This is a genomic window from Microvirga flavescens (assembly GCF_003290125.1).
GTDB classification, from domain to species: domain Bacteria; phylum Pseudomonadota; class Alphaproteobacteria; order Rhizobiales; family Beijerinckiaceae; genus Microvirga; species Microvirga flavescens.
Genome location: NZ_QMKH01000004.1, coordinates 188513 through 204601, shown reverse-complemented (window position 1 = coordinate 204601; position 16089 = coordinate 188513). Strand labels below are relative to the sequence as shown.

General features: G+C 61.7%; 14 protein-coding genes and 1 tRNA gene. 11 read left to right on the top strand and 4 right to left on the bottom strand.

Annotated features, from left to right (window positions below):
* Positions 1-194 precede the first annotated feature (194 nt).
* From rplM to argC, 3 genes are all read left to right on the top strand, one after another.
* Positions 195-659 carry a 50S ribosomal protein L13 gene (gene rplM, locus DQW91_RS10225; protein WP_112663532.1) on the top strand — a complete coding sequence of 155 codons (465 nt, stop codon included), beginning with the start codon at positions 195-197 and terminating at the stop codon, positions 657-659.
* Positions 660-661: 2 nt separating this feature from the next.
* Complete coding sequence (rpsI, locus tag DQW91_RS10220) at positions 662-1138, top strand: 30S ribosomal protein S9 (protein ID WP_112663531.1); 477 nt, start codon at positions 662-664, stop codon at positions 1136-1138.
* Positions 1139-1304: 166 nt separating this feature from the next.
* On the top strand, positions 1305-2273 hold the full coding sequence (argC, locus tag DQW91_RS10215) for an N-acetyl-gamma-glutamyl-phosphate reductase (protein WP_112663529.1): 969 nt from the start codon (positions 1305-1307) through the stop codon (positions 2271-2273).
* A gap of 180 nt (positions 2274-2453) precedes the next feature.
* On the opposite strand, the gene DQW91_RS10210 is transcribed toward argC, so the two are convergent.
* Positions 2454-2633, bottom strand: coding sequence for a hypothetical protein (locus DQW91_RS10210; RefSeq protein ID WP_112663528.1), 180 nt, complete (start codon positions 2631-2633; stop codon positions 2454-2456).
* Between DQW91_RS10210 and DQW91_RS10205 the strand changes: the two genes are divergently transcribed.
* Positions 2632-3951: an OmpP1/FadL family transporter gene (locus DQW91_RS10205; protein ID WP_112663526.1), complete on the top strand. Its 1320-nt coding sequence runs from the start codon at positions 2632-2634 to the stop codon at positions 3949-3951. The genes DQW91_RS10210 and DQW91_RS10205 overlap by 2 nt on opposite strands.
* A 101-nt stretch (positions 3952-4052) precedes the next feature.
* Here DQW91_RS10205 and DQW91_RS10200 read toward each other — a convergent pair whose 3' ends face one another.
* Entirely contained in the window at positions 4053-5858 is a 1806-nt protein-coding gene (locus DQW91_RS10200; RefSeq protein ID WP_112663525.1) for a PHA/PHB synthase family protein, read from the bottom strand.
* 236 nt (positions 5859-6094) lie between these two features.
* Here DQW91_RS10200 and DQW91_RS10195 point away from each other — a divergent pair, with 236 nt between their 5' ends.
* The 7 genes from DQW91_RS10195 (at position 6095) to DQW91_RS10165 (ending at position 12753) form a co-directional block, all read left to right on the top strand.
* Positions 6095-6472, top strand: coding sequence for a hypothetical protein (locus DQW91_RS10195; protein ID WP_157961409.1), 378 nt, complete (start codon positions 6095-6097; stop codon positions 6470-6472).
* 43 nt (positions 6473-6515) lie between these two features.
* Positions 6516-7736: an LL-diaminopimelate aminotransferase gene (locus tag DQW91_RS10190; RefSeq protein WP_112663522.1), complete on the top strand. Its 1221-nt coding sequence runs from the start codon at positions 6516-6518 to the stop codon at positions 7734-7736.
* Between the two features lie 95 nt (positions 7737-7831).
* Complete coding sequence (locus DQW91_RS10185) at positions 7832-9154, top strand: homoserine dehydrogenase (protein WP_112663658.1); 1323 nt, start codon at positions 7832-7834, stop codon at positions 9152-9154.
* A 60-nt stretch (positions 9155-9214) separates the two neighbouring features.
* The gene (glpX, locus tag DQW91_RS10180) at positions 9215-10213 is read left to right on the top strand and encodes a class II fructose-bisphosphatase (RefSeq protein ID WP_112663520.1); all 999 of its coding nucleotides are present in this window, start codon (positions 9215-9217) and stop codon (positions 10211-10213) included.
* Between the two features lie 72 nt (positions 10214-10285).
* Positions 10286-10744, top strand: coding sequence for a GNAT family N-acetyltransferase (locus DQW91_RS10175; protein ID WP_112663518.1), 459 nt, complete (start codon positions 10286-10288; stop codon positions 10742-10744).
* A 49-nt stretch (positions 10745-10793) separates the two neighbouring features.
* Positions 10794-12605 carry a single-stranded-DNA-specific exonuclease RecJ gene (gene recJ, locus DQW91_RS10170; protein ID WP_112663517.1) on the top strand — a complete coding sequence of 604 codons (1812 nt, stop codon included), beginning with the start codon at positions 10794-10796 and terminating at the stop codon, positions 12603-12605.
* A 72-nt stretch (positions 12606-12677) separates the two neighbouring features.
* Positions 12678-12753, top strand: a tRNA-Glu gene (locus tag DQW91_RS10165).
* 160 nt (positions 12754-12913) lie between these two features.
* Here the strand turns inward: DQW91_RS10165 and DQW91_RS10160 are convergent.
* Entirely contained in the window at positions 12914-14410 is a 1497-nt protein-coding gene (locus DQW91_RS10160) for a calcium-binding protein (protein ID WP_157961408.1), read from the bottom strand.
* Positions 14411-14825: 415 nt separating this feature from the next.
* Entirely contained in the window at positions 14826-16079 is a 1254-nt protein-coding gene (locus DQW91_RS10155) for a YbfB/YjiJ family MFS transporter (protein ID WP_198411837.1), read from the bottom strand.
* Between the last annotated feature and the right edge of the window lie 10 nt (positions 16080-16089).

The window sequence follows — 16089 nt, the reverse complement described above, 5'->3', positions numbered from 1 at the left end:
TACCGCAATCATGGTATCAAGATACCGCATCATTTCTGTCCCTTAATTTATAAGGGTTTCGCGGCCCAATCGGCAGGTGATTTCATGTTGACTTGTGCCCGTAAACTCACTAATCACCGCCCATCTCCGCCGCATTCCGCGGCGGTTCTTCGTTTTCAACCGGGACTTTCGAGCCCCAACGGGATCTTAGAGCGATGCAGACGACTACTTCGCTGAAGCCCGCCGAAGTCGAAAAGAAGTGGGTTGTGATCGATGCGGAAGGCCTCGTTGTTGGCCGTCTCGCTTCGGTGGTCGCCATGCGCTTGCGCGGCAAGCACAAGGCCAATTACACCCCCCACGTCGATTGCGGCGACAACGTCATCGTTATCAATGCTGACAAGGTGGTCTTCACCGGCCGCAAGCGCGACCAGAAGGTGTACTATCACCACACCGGGTATCCGGGCGGCATCAAGGAGCGTACCGCGAAGTTCATTCTCGACGGCCGCTTCCCTGAGCGTGTGGTCGAGAAGGCTGTGGAGCGCATGCTCCCGCGCGGCCCGCTCTTCCGCCAGATCCTGAGCAATCTTCGTGTCTATAAGGGCACCGAGCATCCGCACACCGCGCAGCAGCCGGAAGTGCTGAACGTCGGCGCTCTCAATGCTAAGAACGTGAGGGGCTAATTATGGCGACTCTTCAGTCTCTCGCCGATCTCGGCCAGAACGCCCAGGCCGCTGCTCCGGAAGCTCCGAAGCACGTCCAGAAGCTCGACTCGCTCGGCCGTGCTTATGCCACCGGCAAGCGCAAGGACGCGGTTGCCCGCGTGTGGATCAAGCCCGGCTCGGGCAAGATCGTGATCAACGACCGTCCGGTCGAGGTCTATTTCGCGCGTCCGGTTCTGCGCATGCTGCTCAAGCAGCCGCTGCAGATCGCCAACCGCATGGATCAGTACGACATCGTCGTGAACGTGAATGGCGGCGGCCTTTCCGGTCAGGCCGGCGCGGTGCGCCACGGCCTCGCCAAGGCTCTCACCTACTATGAGCCCGAGCTGCGCTCGCCGCTCAAGAAGGAAGGCTTCCTCACCCGCGACTCGCGTGTGGTCGAGCGTAAGAAGTACGGTAAGGCCAAGGCCCGCCGCAGCTTCCAGTTCTCGAAGCGCTAAGCGCTATCCCTACCGGGAATTCGAGGGGCGGCTTACGGGCCGCCCCTTTTTCTTTGCGCGGGCGTTATGCAAGCAAGGCGAATGCCCATTGCCTTGACGAGGGCTGGACAAGCCGCTGCAAGGTTGAAATATCCACCACACTGGCTCCTCTTTCGGATTCCGCATCATGACCACCTCCCTGCAAGGCGCCGCGCCGCAATCCCAGGCGCTCAAGACGGTCTTCATCGACGGGGAGGCCGGCACCACCGGCTTGGGAATCCGCGAGCGTCTCAAGGAGGTGCCGGGGATTGAAATTCGCAGCATTGCTCATGAGTTGCGCAAGGATCCTCAAGCGAAACGTGAAATCCTCGGCGAAGTCGATCTAGTTGTCCTGTGCCTTCACGACGATGCCGCGCGGGAGACCGTGGCGCTTGTCGATGCACTTCCCGGCCGCAAGCCGCGCATTCTGGATGCCAGCACCGCACACCGGGTCAGCCCCGGCTGGGTCTACGGCTTCGCAGAGCTTTCCCCCGTGCAGCGGCAGGCCATCGTCATGGCCGACCGGGTCTCCAATCCCGGCTGCTATCCGACAGGGGCCATAGCGCTCATCCGCCCGCTCGTGGATGCGGGGCTCATTCCGACCGATTACCCGATCAGCGTGAATGCGGTCAGCGGCTACAGCGGCGGCGGGCGCTCGATGATTGACGCCTATGAGGCCGGTACCGCACCCGCCTTCGAGCTCTATGGCCTCGGCTTCGAGCACAAGCATGTGCCGGAACTGCAGAAGAACACCGGCCTGACTCTGCGCCCGATCTTCATTCCGTCCGTCGGCAATTTCCGCCAGGGCATGCTGGTCAGCGTTCCGCTGCACCTCGACCTGTTGCCCGGCAGACCCACGGCCCGTGATATGGAAGCCACGCTCATCAAGCATTACGGAGAGGGCGGTCTGGTGAGCGTCGTCCCCACCACAGTCGATGACAAGCGCGCCGAGCGTCTCGAGCCAGAAGCCTTGAACGATACGGACCGTCTCGAGCTTCGCGTCTTCAACAACGAGAAGTACCGCCATGTGGTGCTGGTCGCTCGCCTCGACAATCTCGGCAAGGGAGCTTCGGGCGCGGCGGTCCAGAACATCCGGTTGATGCTCGGATTGGGCTAGTTGTACCCTAACGGAACATCTCGCCGCGCGGTTTCACCGTCAGGTTGTTGCGAAACTGTCACTGTGGCTCGCGAAATGTTTCTGCGGGCCATTTTTGTACCCGCGCTCAAGATCTCACATCCTGCACGGAACTACCTTGGTTTAGGTGTGAACTATTTCCGCTTCTGGCGTTTATACCGTTTAGCTTGAGCTCAAATTAAGTAAATCGAAGTTTACGTTGCGGTATTTGTAGGTTGCTGAGGAGGCTGTGAAAAATGCACCGGCCCAATTGCGGCGAAATTGAAGCAACGGCAGACTGCCCTTCAATGCGGATTGTTCCGCGAGAATCATAATCACCCAGAAGGGCAGGAAAATCATCATGAGCCGCTTCAATCGTTCGCTGACTTTGGCCGCTGTTTCTCTGGCGGCCCTTGTTGCAGCACAGGGCAGTGCCCTTGCCGGCGCGTTCGCTCTTCGTGAGCAAAGCGCCGTTGGCGCGGGCGAGGCCTTTGCTGGCGTCGCCGCCGGTGCCGCAGGCGTGTCGTCCATGTACTGGAATCCGGCCACCATCACGATGGCGCCGGGCTGGCAGTTCGAGGCTCATGGAAGCGCCATCATTCCGCGCTCCGACATCACGCCGACCTACACGGTCCCGAACGGACTGGCCCGTCTCGGCGGCTCTGGTGACATCGGACAGGACGCCTTCCTGCCTGCCACCTATGCCAACTTCCAGATCAACGACAGCCTCTGGTTTGGCCTCTATACCGGCGCACCCTTCGGCCTCACCACGAAGCCGAACCCGATCTGGGCGGGCCAGCTCTATGCCCGCACAACGCAGGTGGTGTCGTTCGAGGCGATGCCGACCATCGGCTACAAGGTCAACGACTGGCTGTCGATTGGTGCCGGCGTCCGCGCCCAGTATTTCCATGTGCGCTATTTCTCGGCCACGGGTCCGACACTGACCTCGCCGTCGCCGCTTGCCGCGAGCGCCGGTCTTGACGGCGACAGCTGGGGTTTCGGTTACTCCCTTGGCGCGACGCTGACGCCCTTCGCGGGCACGACCATCGGTATCGGCTTCCGGTCAGGAATCGAGCAGAAGCTCGACGGACAGTTCGAGCATTTCGGTATTCCGATCAAGGCTAATCTCGTTCTGCCCGAGTCCGTCTCGGTCGGCATCTCGCAGAAGGTCACAGACGCTTTCACCCTGAATGCCACCGCTGAGTGGACGAACTGGAGCCGCCTCGGCTTCCCGCGCGTCACTAACGGCCTCACCGGAACGCTTCTCTCCGCCGCTCCGTATCTGCCGCTGGCCTATGACGACGGCTGGTTCTTCTCGGCGGGTGGTGAATATCGCTTCAACCCGTCCTGGGCCGTCCGCGCCGGTGTCGGTTACGAAATCTCCCCCATCGAAACCAACACGCGCAACCCGCGCCTGCCCGACTCCGACCGCATCTGGCTGTCGCTCGGCGGCACCTATAACTGGAGCGATAACCTCTCGTTCGACCTGGGCTACACCCACATCTTCTCGGTGGGCGATACCGACATCAACATCGCGCCCGGAAACCCCATTTTCCCGACCCGTGGCGTAGTGCTGAAGGCTGACGTGGACTCCAGCGTCGACATCATCTCCGCTTCGCTGAAGTACCGCTGGGACAATCCTGCTAAGACCATCCCGGCTCCGGTCGTCCGCAAGTACTGAGTGCGGGACGCAAAGCTTTTGAAAAGGCCGGCATCCGCCGGCCTTTTTCTTTTTTAGGGGGCTTTGACGGACTTAAGCGCCCGCTTGTGATGTGAGGCGGATCAAGAGCGAGCGAGGACGTAGGTTCCCGGCGCTTCATCGAGGGCAGGGAGCTTGCCCGAGCCGGGAATGCGCGCGGCGACCTCACGGGGAGCCTGGTTCCTGATCCACTCGATCCAGTGCGGCCACCAGCTTCCCGGCGTCTCGGTGGCCTGCGAGATCCATGTTTCCAGCGCTCCCGCCGGAGCGCCCCCGGTCCAATACTGATATTTCTGCTTCGAGACGGGGTTGACCACACCGGCGATGTGTCCCGAACCCGCGAGGACGAATTCCACCGGACCGCCGAAGGCTTGCGAACCGACGAAAACGGACTTCGCCGGGGCGATATGGTCCTCTTTCGTGGCCAGATTGAAGATCGGCACCTTGACCTTCTTGAGCTGGAGCTTCACCCCGCCAAGCTCCATTTCGCCCTTCGCCAGTTTGTTCTCGAGGTAGCAGTTGCGAAGATAGAAGGTGTGGTTCGCGGCGGGCATGCGGGTGGAATCGGAATTCCAGTAAAGCAGATCGAAGGGGAAGGGCGCGTTCCCCTTGAGATAGACATTCACCACATAGGGCCAGATCAGATCGTTCGGGCGCAACATGTTGAAGGCGTGCGCCATCCGCGAGCCCTCCAGATAGCCGCGCTGTTTCATGACCGCTTCGACTGACTTGAGCTGCCCTTCGTCCACGAAAACCTTCAGGTCGCCCGCGAAAGTGAAATCCACCTGCGCGGTGAACAGGGTCGCGCTGTCGATCCGTTTGTCCTTCTTCGCCGCCATGCAGGCGAGGGTTGCCGAAAGGAGCGTGCCGCCGACGCAATAGCCGAGGGCGGTCACCTTCTTCTCGCCGGTCGCCTGTTCGATGGCGTCCAGGGCGGCGAAGATGCCCTCGTGCATGTAATGCTCGAAGCTCTTCTCGGCGTGGCGCTCGTCGGGGTTGACCCAGGAGATGCAGAAGACCGTCAGCCCCTGCGAAACCGCCCAGCGAATGAAGCTCTTCTCGGGGTTCAGGTCGAGGATGTAATATTTGTTGATCCAGGGCGGAACGATCAGGAGAGGGCGCTTCAGCACCTTCTCGGTCGTCGGCGCGTATTGGATCAGCTCCATCAGGTCGTTGCGGAAAACGACCTTGCCGGGCGTGGTGGCGATGTTGACACCGATCTTGAAGCCACTCGGGTCCGATTGGCGGATGCGCAATTCGCCGCCTCCGGCCTCGATGTCCTCCGCCAGCATACTCATGCCGCGCACGAGGTTCGCGCCGCCTTCCCGCAGCGTCTCGCGGATGAGCTCGGGATTGGTCGGCACGAAATTGGAGGGAGAGAGCGCCCCGGAGATCTGCTTGACGTAGAACTGGGCCTTCCGCCGGGTCTGCTCGTCGATGCCTTCGGCGTCGTCCACCATGTTTTCCGCCCAGCGGGAGGTAATCAGGTAAGCTTGTTTCAGAAAGTCGAAGACGGGATTGTCCGACCATTCCGGATCGGCGAACCGGGCATCCTTCGGATCAGGCTGCGCGATGTCGTCGGCGTCCTCGCCTTGCGCGCGCCGGAGGGTCGAGGTCCAGAGCTGCATGAATTGCGTGCCGAGGCGGGACTGCGCTTCCACGCTCTTCTGCGGATTGGTCATCCACGATTCGGCGATATGTCCGAGGGTTCTGACGACTTCGGAGGCCTCCTCCGCGAAGCCGGAATGTTTCTGGCCTGCTTCAATTGGCTTCAGATAGGCTGCGGTCGCCTTGCCCGCCTCCTCGATAAAGAGCGCGATATTGCGGGAAAGAGCCTCGAAATCGGGGCTCGCAGAAGCTTGGTCCTTCTCACCGAGCGGCTTAGTCATTAGGACATATCCTTCCAGAAGCCGTTGCCATTGCTCGTGAAACGTGTTTCCCACATTTTAGAGCATGATCAGAACAAGTGGAAACCGGTTGTTCGCCCGTATCATGCGGCAGTAAGGAATCTGGAGACTGATCGTGTTTCAAGGAGACACGATCAGTCTCTAGCGATCGAAGAGCAATGTACGCCAGATCCTCGCCATCATTTTTGGATGTTATGATGACTTGTGTAGTAGCTACCGTGTCCCGGTTGACGATTTTGAGCGGCATCGGCGCGTTTCTCGCCGGGTGCGGCGGCAATACGGCCGGTGAATTCGTGAGATCCAGCGGGTTGGGCCCCAAGACGGCCGAGCCGCAGACCTTCGTGGTTCAGTCGCGCAAGGGCACAGTGGACTATATCCCGGTCGGGACGGTCGCGGCCGGGCCAGCTAACCCGGCGAAGAACGCGGAGCAGGTCAAGGAGGCCGAACAGGAGATGGATAGTCTGCGTGCGAGGAATGCGAACGCCGGAGCCGCCGCTGCGGCTGCCGGTGGAACGCCGCCTCCCGATCCCGCGCTCACCCCGGCCTCGGCCAATGCGAAAAAGAAAGTTCAGACCACGCCGTCAACGAACCCCTAATGTGTTCCCCGGTATTGTCCGGGCCCTGAACCAGGAACCTCCCATGTCCGATTTTCACCGCATCAAGCGTCTTCCTCCTTACGTCTTCGAGCAGGTCAATCGGATCAAGGCAGCAGCCCGGGCCAACGGCGCGGACATCATCGACCTTGGCATGGGCAACCCGGACCAGCAGGCGCCGCAGCACGTCATCGACAAGTTGATCGAGACGGTCGGCAAGCCGCGCACGGACCGCTATTCCGCCTCCAAGGGCATCGCGGGCCTGCGGCGCGCCCAGGCCGGATATTACGAGCGCCGTTTCGGCGTGAAGCTGAACCCGGATACCCAGGTCGTCACCACGCTCGGCTCGAAGGAAGGCTTCGCCAACATGGCGCAGGCGATCACCGCGCCGGGCGATGTCGTTCTGGTGCCAAACCCGAGCTATCCCATCCACGCTTTCGGCTTCCTGATGGCGGGCGGCGTCATCCGCTCCGTCCCGGCCGAGCCGACCCCGGATTTCTTTCCGGCGGCGGAACGCGCCATCGCGCATTCGATCCCGAAGCCCATCGCCCTCGTGGTCTGCTATCCGTCGAACCCGACGGCTTATGTAGCGTCCCTCGATTTTTATCGCGATCTCGTCGCCTTCGCGAAGAAGCATGAGATCTTCATCCTGTCGGACTTAGCCTATTCCGAGGTCTATTTCGACGAGCGCAACCCGCCGCCGTCGATCCTGCAAGTTCCCGGCGCAATGGATGTCGCCGTGGAGTTCACCTCCATGTCGAAGACCTTCTCGATGGCGGGCTGGCGCATCGGTTTCGCTGTCGGCAATGAGCGTCTGCTGGCGGCTCTTGCCCGCGTGAAGTCCTATCTCGATTACGGCGCGTTCACGCCGATTCAGGTCGCCGCGACTGCTGCCCTGAACGGGCCGGACGACTGCATCAAGGAAATGCGCGCTACCTACAAGCGTCGCCGGGATGTGATGATCGAATCCTTCGCGAACGCCGGTTGGGAAATCCCCACTCCGTCGGCCTCGATGTTCGCGTGGGTGCAAATTCCTGAGAAGTTCCGGTCGCTCGGAAGCCTCGAATTCTCCAAATTACTCGTCGAGAAGGCCGACGTGGCCGTCGCGCCGGGTATCGGCTTCGGGGAGTATGGCGATGACTATGTCCGCATCGCCCTCGTGGAGAACGAGCAGCGCATCCGTCAGGCAGCCCGCAACATCCGCAAGTTCTTCGACACCGCCGACCAGACCCTCCACAACGTCGTTCCGCTCTCGCGGGCGGGCTGAGGGCTGTTAATTCAAGGCTTTGGGCTGGCTCTGCATGGACATGAAACCGTGGCAGTCGTAAAGAGCATCGCGACTATCAACGGAGTGTGTTGTCCGTGACACAGCCTTTTCGGATCGGAATTGCCGGCCTCGGTACGGTTGGCGCATCGGTTATTCAGATTCTCGCCCGCAGGGCAGGGGATCTGACTCAACGGTGCGGCCGCCCCTTGCAGGTGACGGCGGTTTCCGCCCGTAACAAGGCCAAGGATCGCGGCTTCGACCTTTCCGCCTACCGCTGGTTCGACGATCCGGTGACTCTCGCCAAGTCCGACGATATCGACTGTTTCGTGGAACTCGTCGGCGGGGCGGAAGGCTCCGCGCGCAATGCTGTCGAAGCGGCCCTTGCCGCCGGCAAGCATGTAGTGACGGCCAACAAGGCTCTTCTTGCCAAGCATGGTCTTGCGATGGCGCAGGCAGCGGAGGCCAAGGGCGTCGCACTCGCTTTCGAGGCATCGGTGGCGGGCGGCGTCCCCGTTATCAAGACGCTGCGGGAGGCGCTGCCGGGCAACGAGATCGCGCGCCTTTACGGAATTCTCAACGGCACCTGTAATTATATTCTTTCGCGCATGGAGCTTGAGGGGCTGACATTCGCGGAGTGTCTCAAGGACGCCCAGCGCCTGGGTTATGCCGAGGCCGACCCGACCTTCGACGTGGAGGGCTTCGACACGGCCCACAAGCTGGCGCTTCTCACCAGCCTCGCCTTCGGCACGCAGGTCGATGCCGAGGCGGTTTATGTCGAGGGCATTTCCTCCATCACGCCGCTCGATCTGAAGATGGCCGATGAGCTCGGTTTCCGGATCAAGCTGCTTGGCGTCGCCGAGCGCACGAAGGCCGGCATCGAGCAGCGCGTGCATCCGACGATGGTACCCAAGACTTCCGCCATCGCGCAGGTGATGGGCGTCACGAACGCCGTTACCATCGACGCCGATGCGGTGAAGGAACTGACGCTGATCGGGCCGGGGGCGGGCGGCGACGCGACGGCTTCGGCTGTCGTGGCCGATCTCGTGGACGTGGCGTCCGGCTCAATTCATGCGCCCTTCGGGCTGCCGACTGAACAACTCGCCAAGGCATCGCGCACGCCGGTTCAGCGCCATGAGGGCGGCTACTACATCCGCCTGACGGTCCATGACCGCCCGGGCATTGCCGCAGGCGTTGCGACCCGCATGGCGCAGGCGGAAATCTCGCTCGAGAGCATTCTGCAAAAACGGTCCGAGGCAGCCGCCACTCGCGACCCACATGGGCGTTCCGGTGCTCCGGTGTCGCTCGTCCTCATCACATACGCCGCGACGGAAGCCGCCATCCGGTCCGCCGTCGAGAAAATCTCCGGGGATGGTCTCATCGCAGAACCGCCCCAAGTCATCCGCATCGAACGCGAATAAGGCCATTGTGCGGGCGTTCCGCTCGCCGCGCCGTCTTTTCCTAGAGGAGCCGCAACTTCCATGTCGCAAGCCATCACAGTCCAACCAGGGCAGGTCATCGAGCGCATTCTCACCCTGGAGCTTGTACGTGTGACCGAACGCGCCGCCGTCGCCTCGGCGCGCCTTCGTGGTCGCGGCAACGAGAAGGCTGCCGATCAGGCGGCGGTCGACGCTATGCGGCGTGAGTTGAACAAGCTGCCCATCGACGGCACCGTGGTGATCGGCGAAGGTGAGCGCGACGAGGCCCCGATGCTGTTCATCGGCGAGCGCGTCGGCAACAAGAACGGCGCGAAGGTGGACATCGCCGTCGACCCGCTGGAAGGCACCACGCTCTGCGCGAAGGACATGCCGGGCTCCATCGCCGTGATGGCGATGGCGGAAGCGGGCACCTTGCTCGCCGCTCCTGACGTCTACATGCACAAGATCGCCATCGGCCCCGGGTACTCGCAGGGCGTCGTCGATCTCGACGCCTCGCCGGAAGAAAACCTTCATGCGCTTGCCAAGGCCAAGGGCGTGAAGGTCAACGAGCTGAATGCGCTCGTGCTCGACCGTCCGCGCCATGCGGAACTCATTGCCGCCATCCGCAAGACGGGCGCGGGCGTGCGCCTGATCTCCGATGGTGACGTCGCTGGCGTCATCTTCACGACCATGCCCGAGCGCACCGGCATCGACATCTACATGGGCATCGGCGCCGCGCCTGAAGGCGTGCTGGCGGCGGGCGCGCTTCGCTGCATCGGCGGTCAGATGCAGGGCCGCCTGATCCTCGATTCCGACGAGAAGCGCTCGCGCGCGCTGCAGATGGGCGTCACCGATCCGAACCGCAAATACGACATGACGGATCTCGCCCGCGGCGACGTGATCGTCGCCGCGACCGGTGTCACCGACGGTGGCCTGCTCAAGGGCGTGCATTTCGGCAAGGGCGTCATCGAAACCGAGACGGTCGTTTATCGCTCCGCCACCGGCACCGTGCGCCGCATTCATGCGGAGCACCGCGAACTGTCGAAGTTCCACCTCGACTAAGACGAGACTGAAAGCGATCCGGGGGGCTGCCCCTCCGGATCGACCGCAAGGAGAAACCGCTGGAGTGGGCGCATGAGCGTGAATGCCGGAACGCTTGAGATCCGTCTGCTGCTGGCGAAGGATCGGCCAGTCTGGGAAGAGCTCTGGCAAGGTTATCTAGCGTTCTACGAATCCACGTTGGCGCCTGAAGTAACGGCGCTGACCTGGGCGCGCCTCAACGATCCCGCGGAGCCCATGCACTGCCTCGTGGCGGCGCTTGACGGCAAAGTCGTCGGCATCACACATTTTATCTATCACCGCTCCACCTGGACCACCGGCAACTACTGCTATCTCCAGGATCTCTTCACCGCGAAGGAAGCCCGCAACAGGGGCGTCGCCCGCGCGCTCATAGAAGCGGTCTATGACCGCGCGAAGGAGAGTAGCGCGAGCCGCGTCTATTGGCTGACGCACGAAACCAACACGACGGCGCAGGCGCTCTACGACAAGGTCGCCAGCCGCAGCGGGTTCATCCAATATCGCAAGGTGTTTTGAACGCTGCTTGGGGAATTCAATCCAGGCCGTTTGGCGCTAAGCTGTCCGCGTGACCGAATCAGCTTCCATTCTCTCCCCACGACCTTTCCTCGGGGTTTTATCTTCCGCACTGGGCCGCACCTGGATCGAGCGATGCGATCCGGCCCAGAGCACGCTTGCGCTCGCTATCGCGCAGACGCACGGCGTGCCTGACATTCTCGCGCGCGTTCTCGCCGGGCGCGGTGTCGGCGTGCAGGAGGTCGAGAGCTTTCTCAATCCGCGCCTGCGCGACCTGATGCCCGATCCCTATCAACTCACCGATATGGAGGCGGCGGCGGAGCATCTTGCGGAGGCGATCATCGCGCGCAAGACGGTCGCGATCTTCGGCGATTACGATGTGGACGGCGCTTGCAGCGCCGCGCTCATGGCAGAGTATCTGCGCGCCTGCGGTGTTCCCTTCGCCATCCACATTCCCGATCGGATCACGGAAGGTTATGGCCCGAATATCGAAGCGATCCGTGCGCTGAAAGAGCAAGGCGCGGACGTTCTCGTCACGGTCGATTGCGGCACGGCCAGCGTGGATACGCTCGGCGCGGCCAAGGAACTCGGCCTCGATGTTCTGGTGATCGATCACCATCAGGCCCCGAACGAGTTGCCCGCCGTCTCGGCGCTGGTGAACCCAAACCGACAGGACGATCTTTCCGGACTTGGTTATCTCTGCGCCGCGGGCGTCGTCTTTCTCACGCTCGTCGCGGTGAACCGCGCCTTACGGGCGAAGGGCTTCTTCAATGCGAACGCCGAGCCGGATCTACTTGCGAGCCTCGATCTCGTGGGTCTTGCGACGGTGGCCGATGTCGTGCCTCTCGTCGGACTCAACCGCGCCTTCGTGCGGCAGGGGCTCGCCATCATGCGCCGGCGTGGACGGCTGGGGCTTGCGGCCCTGCTCGACACTGCCGGCCTCTCGGGCGCTCCCGAAAGCTGGCATCTCGGTTACCTCATCGGCCCACGCATCAATGCAGGCGGACGCATCGGTGACGCCGCGCTCGGCGCGAAGCTGCTTTTGACGGACGATCCGGTCATCGCAGGACGCCTAGCCGCCGAGCTCGACCAGCTCAATCGCGAGCGGCAAGCCATCGAGCAGGTCGCCATCGCCGAAGCCGAGGCGCAGGCCCTGCTGATGCTCGATAAAGATCCCGGCCTCCCGCTCATTGTCGCTGCGTCGGCGGAGTGGCATGCGGGAATCGTCGGTTTGATCGCGGCCCGCACGAAGGAAAAGACAAATCGCCCTTCGTTCGCCTTCACGCTGAACGGGGAGGCCAACGCGACGGGTTCTGGCCGCTCGATTCCCGGTGTGGATCTCGGCCGTGCGGTGAGAGCCGCTGTCGGTGCGGGCATCGCCATCAAGGGCGGCGGCCATGCAATGGCGGCGGGCGTGACGATTCGGGCGGACGAACTCGATCGGTTCAAGGCGTTCATGGCGGAGCGTCTTCAGGACACCTATGACCGCGCCCGCGAGGCCGACCATTTCGCCATCGATTCGACCCTCACGGCAGGGGCGGCGAAGCCGGAAATCGTTACGGCTATCGAGAGGGCGGGGCCTTTCGGGTCTGGCCAGCCGGAACCCGTTTTCGTGTTCCCCCATCATCGTCTGATGGAGGCCCGCGAGGTCGGCAGCGGCGGCCATATCCGCGTGAAACTGCGCGGAGGAGACGGCTCTTTCATTGGTGGCATTGCATTTCGCGCCGCAGGCCAACCGCTCGGCCAGGCGCTCTCGGATGCGGTCGGAAGCCCGCTTCATGTGGCTGGAACCCTGTCCATCGACCGTTGGGGCGGTGGCGAAAAAGTCGAGCTTCGCGTGATGGATGCGGCAAAGCCGGAATAACTGAACGAAGCGCTTGCCGCCGGGAAAGAACCCATCTATATGTCCGCCCGTTCCGGCAGCAACGCTGCCTCGGCGCCCTTCGTCTAGCGGTCTAGGACGTTGCCCTTTCACGGCAAAAACACGGGTTCGAGTCCCGTAGGGCGCGCCACTTTCCTTTAAAAATTGAGAACAAGCCCCCGAAGTCCTGCAGCGTGTGTTGCGGGGCCTGTTCGGATTGTCGCGTGTGTTCGTCCTGAACCTAAGCGTGCAAACGCCGGACGTCAGGAAACCCCAACGCCCGGCGCGATGCTTGCGGAATTCGTAGACGCTTACAGGTAGAAATCCGAGGTCGTCAGGCCGAGATGGGTGCCCTTCAGCTCGATATGGAACACGAAGTCACCGGTCTTTCCGTAGATATCGGTGACGCCGGCCGCCGTGTCCTCGACCGCCCAGAGGTGGCCGTTCTTGCTGCCGTTCGTGTAGCCATCGAAAACGAAGGCCTGATCGCCCGTCTTGCTGGCGTTGGTGTCGATCTTGCGGAAGTCGAGCTTGTCGACGTTGTGCGCGAAGTCCATGACCTTGTCGCCGTCAGCGCTATAGGCCGAGCTGAAGCGGAAGATGTCCTTCCCGCTGCCGCCGTAGAGCGTATCCTTGCCGCCGAGACCGTTGAGCGAGTCATTCCCGGCGCCGCCCTTGAGAACGTTGGCTGAATCGTTGCCGAGGAAGGTGTTGTTCAACTCGTTACCAGTGCCGTTGATGGCCCCGGTGCCCGTGAGCTGGAGGTTCTCGACATTCGCCGCCAGCGTGTGGGTCACGGAGCTGAAAACCTTGTCGGTGCCCTGGCCCGCGAGTTCGACGACCTTATCGCCCGTGTGGTTGACGGTGTAGGTATCGTTGCCGCGCAGACCCTTCAGCGTGTCGGCGCCAGCGGTGCCGACCAGATTGTCGTTCCCGTTCGTGCCAGTGACCGCACCGGGCGTGGGAGTTGGCGTAGGAGTAGGAGTTGGGTCCGGAGTAGGAGTCGGTGTTGGCGTCGGGCTCGTGGAGCCCGAGACCGGCATCGGCCAGGTGTGACCCAGTTCGACGTTGCCTGAGAGAGTCGGGCTATTGCCCTTGAAGTAGTAATAGCCCCAGTAGCCTTCGCCGAGGTAGTTGTTCGTGAACGATACGCCGGTGATGGCGCTGCCGTTGAAGCTGCCGTCCGAGTAGACGGTGTATCCGCCACCGGCGAGGTAATTGCCGTCGACCTGGATGTTGTTGATGGCTCCGGCGTCGTTGTCGATCATCACGGCTGACGTCTGGCCGTTATCGTTGATGACCGTGTTGTGCTTGACGTAGATGTCACGGCCGCCGTTGATCTCGATGCCGTCATAGTGCGGGCCTCCCCACACCGTGCCGATACGCACGTTGGGGGCGTACATATCGTGGATGTAGTTATCCTGAATGACGCTCGGCCCGTTGATGTTGAAGCCGTTCTCGATGTGAGAGATGTCGTTGCGCAGGAAGGTTCCCGAGCCAACGATACCGTTGGCGCCATCGACACTGCTGCCGATGTTCTGAATCTCGGAATCCTTGATGACGGTACCCGTGACGCCGGGCTTGATCCACACCCCGGTCCAGTCGGTCGCGGTGATGCGGCTGTTTTGAATCGTGACGTTGGGAGCCAGAATCCACACCGTGCCCTTGATGTCGCGGGCGTCGATGACGGTGCCGGGTGTCGTAATGGTTAGATCGCCGGTCGACGGCGTTAAGGTCACTCCTGACGGAACGCCTGTGCTGTTCGCATCCGGGAAGCCCGCAAGAGTCTGCGTCTTGGAAAGCGCCATGAAGAATTTTCCCCTTAGTTGAAACTGGAAAACGCGAAGGTTGGTGAGGACGGAAGGGATGAACATCCGGGGAGCTCGGATGCCATGTTCCAGCTTACGTCAGTGCAGATTTGTGCCGCTCCCGCAGGGCAGGAACGTTCAATGAATGACTGAAAGGTCGTTCAGTTGTATAATTTTTTGGTTGTATTTGTTTGTATGAACATAAAACTTGCCCCTCTTAAAACTATTTATGACAAAAAGTCATTTTTTCGTATTTGTGCTTAAAGTCAGTGCCTTTGCTCGCACTATCAAGACTTGACAATACATTATGTTCAAAATGTGTTTGTGAATATTTGCAGAAATAATCTTCCCATCGAGAAGAATTTGATCCTTTCTCGATTGATCGGGCAATTCTTCTTTTCTTGTAGAAGTAAGGCTAGGCCGTCGCTCGCGAGAGCGGATAGGCGCGCGTGAGGCCCAGATAAATGACCGCGCCACCGACGAGAGTGAGGGCAGCAATCGAGAGCGCCAGGCTGAAGCCGGTGGCGCGACTTACCGCATGGTCGAGGAGAAAAGCCGTGAGGGGCGGGCCTGCGATTTGACCAATGCCGTAAACGGCAGTGAGAAGTCCCGTCAGGCTTGCGGCATGTGCAGGTCGCAAGCGGCGGACCTCATGCAAGGCGAAGAACGTAATCGCCGTGAAGGGAAGGCCAAGGAGGAAGCTTCCCAGTGCGAACCCGGTGAGGCTCGGAAGCCATAAGCTCAAGAGAATTCCCGCCGCCTGTAGGACGTAACAACCCGTCAGCAGATAACGGTAGTCGTAGCGGGCCGGGATACGCGTCACCAGAAGAGCGCCGCTCATGACGCCAAGCCCGAAGATGGGCCAGAACATGTCGAGCCAGAAAGACGGAGGCAAGGCCTCGCGGGCGATCACGGGCAGAAAGGTGGCGGTGATGATGTATCCAAAGCCCGCAAGGCCATACGCAAAAGTCAGGAGAGGGATCTCCAGCGTTGTTCGAGAAGTCCCGATCGCGGGCGTTTCGGTACGGACGGTGGGGCGCGGGTCGCCACCGCTCGCGAAGGTCGTCCAGACAAGGAAGATCAACAGCAGCGCGAGGAGGCCGAAGACGAGCCAGCCGGAGGCTGCGGACCAGTGCAAGGCAACCATGCCACTGGCAAGCAGGCCTGATGAGGCGATGCCTGCGCCGGGGCCGACGAAAATCAGGCCGCCGAGGGGCGACGCATTCACTTTCGCCAGACGCGCCATGCACCAGCTCGAGGTGAACACGAACACGACCGCGCTTACGACACCCGACAGAAAGCGAAGGATTGGCCAGAGCGCGGGAACCGGAGCCGCCATGCCGGCGGTCAGCAAAACCGTCAGAACGAGCCCGATACGTACGAAAGCGGAGGCCGGGATGGTCGGCAAGGCCGGATAGCGGGCCCAGATTCTGGGCTGCACGGTGCAAATCAGAGCGCCCAGGAGATAGCCAATGTAATTGGCTGTCGCCAGCCAACTGCCCGACGGAAGATCGATGACCTGATCGTTCAGCATCATCGGCAGCAGCGGAGTGAATGCGAAGCGGCCTATGCCCATGGCGACCGCAAGGGAGGCCATGCCCGCCACGGCGATGCGCAGGGGCGTTATCGAACCCGCGGGAGCCCCGTGGCGCATGGCCTCCGCATTCATGGACGCCCAC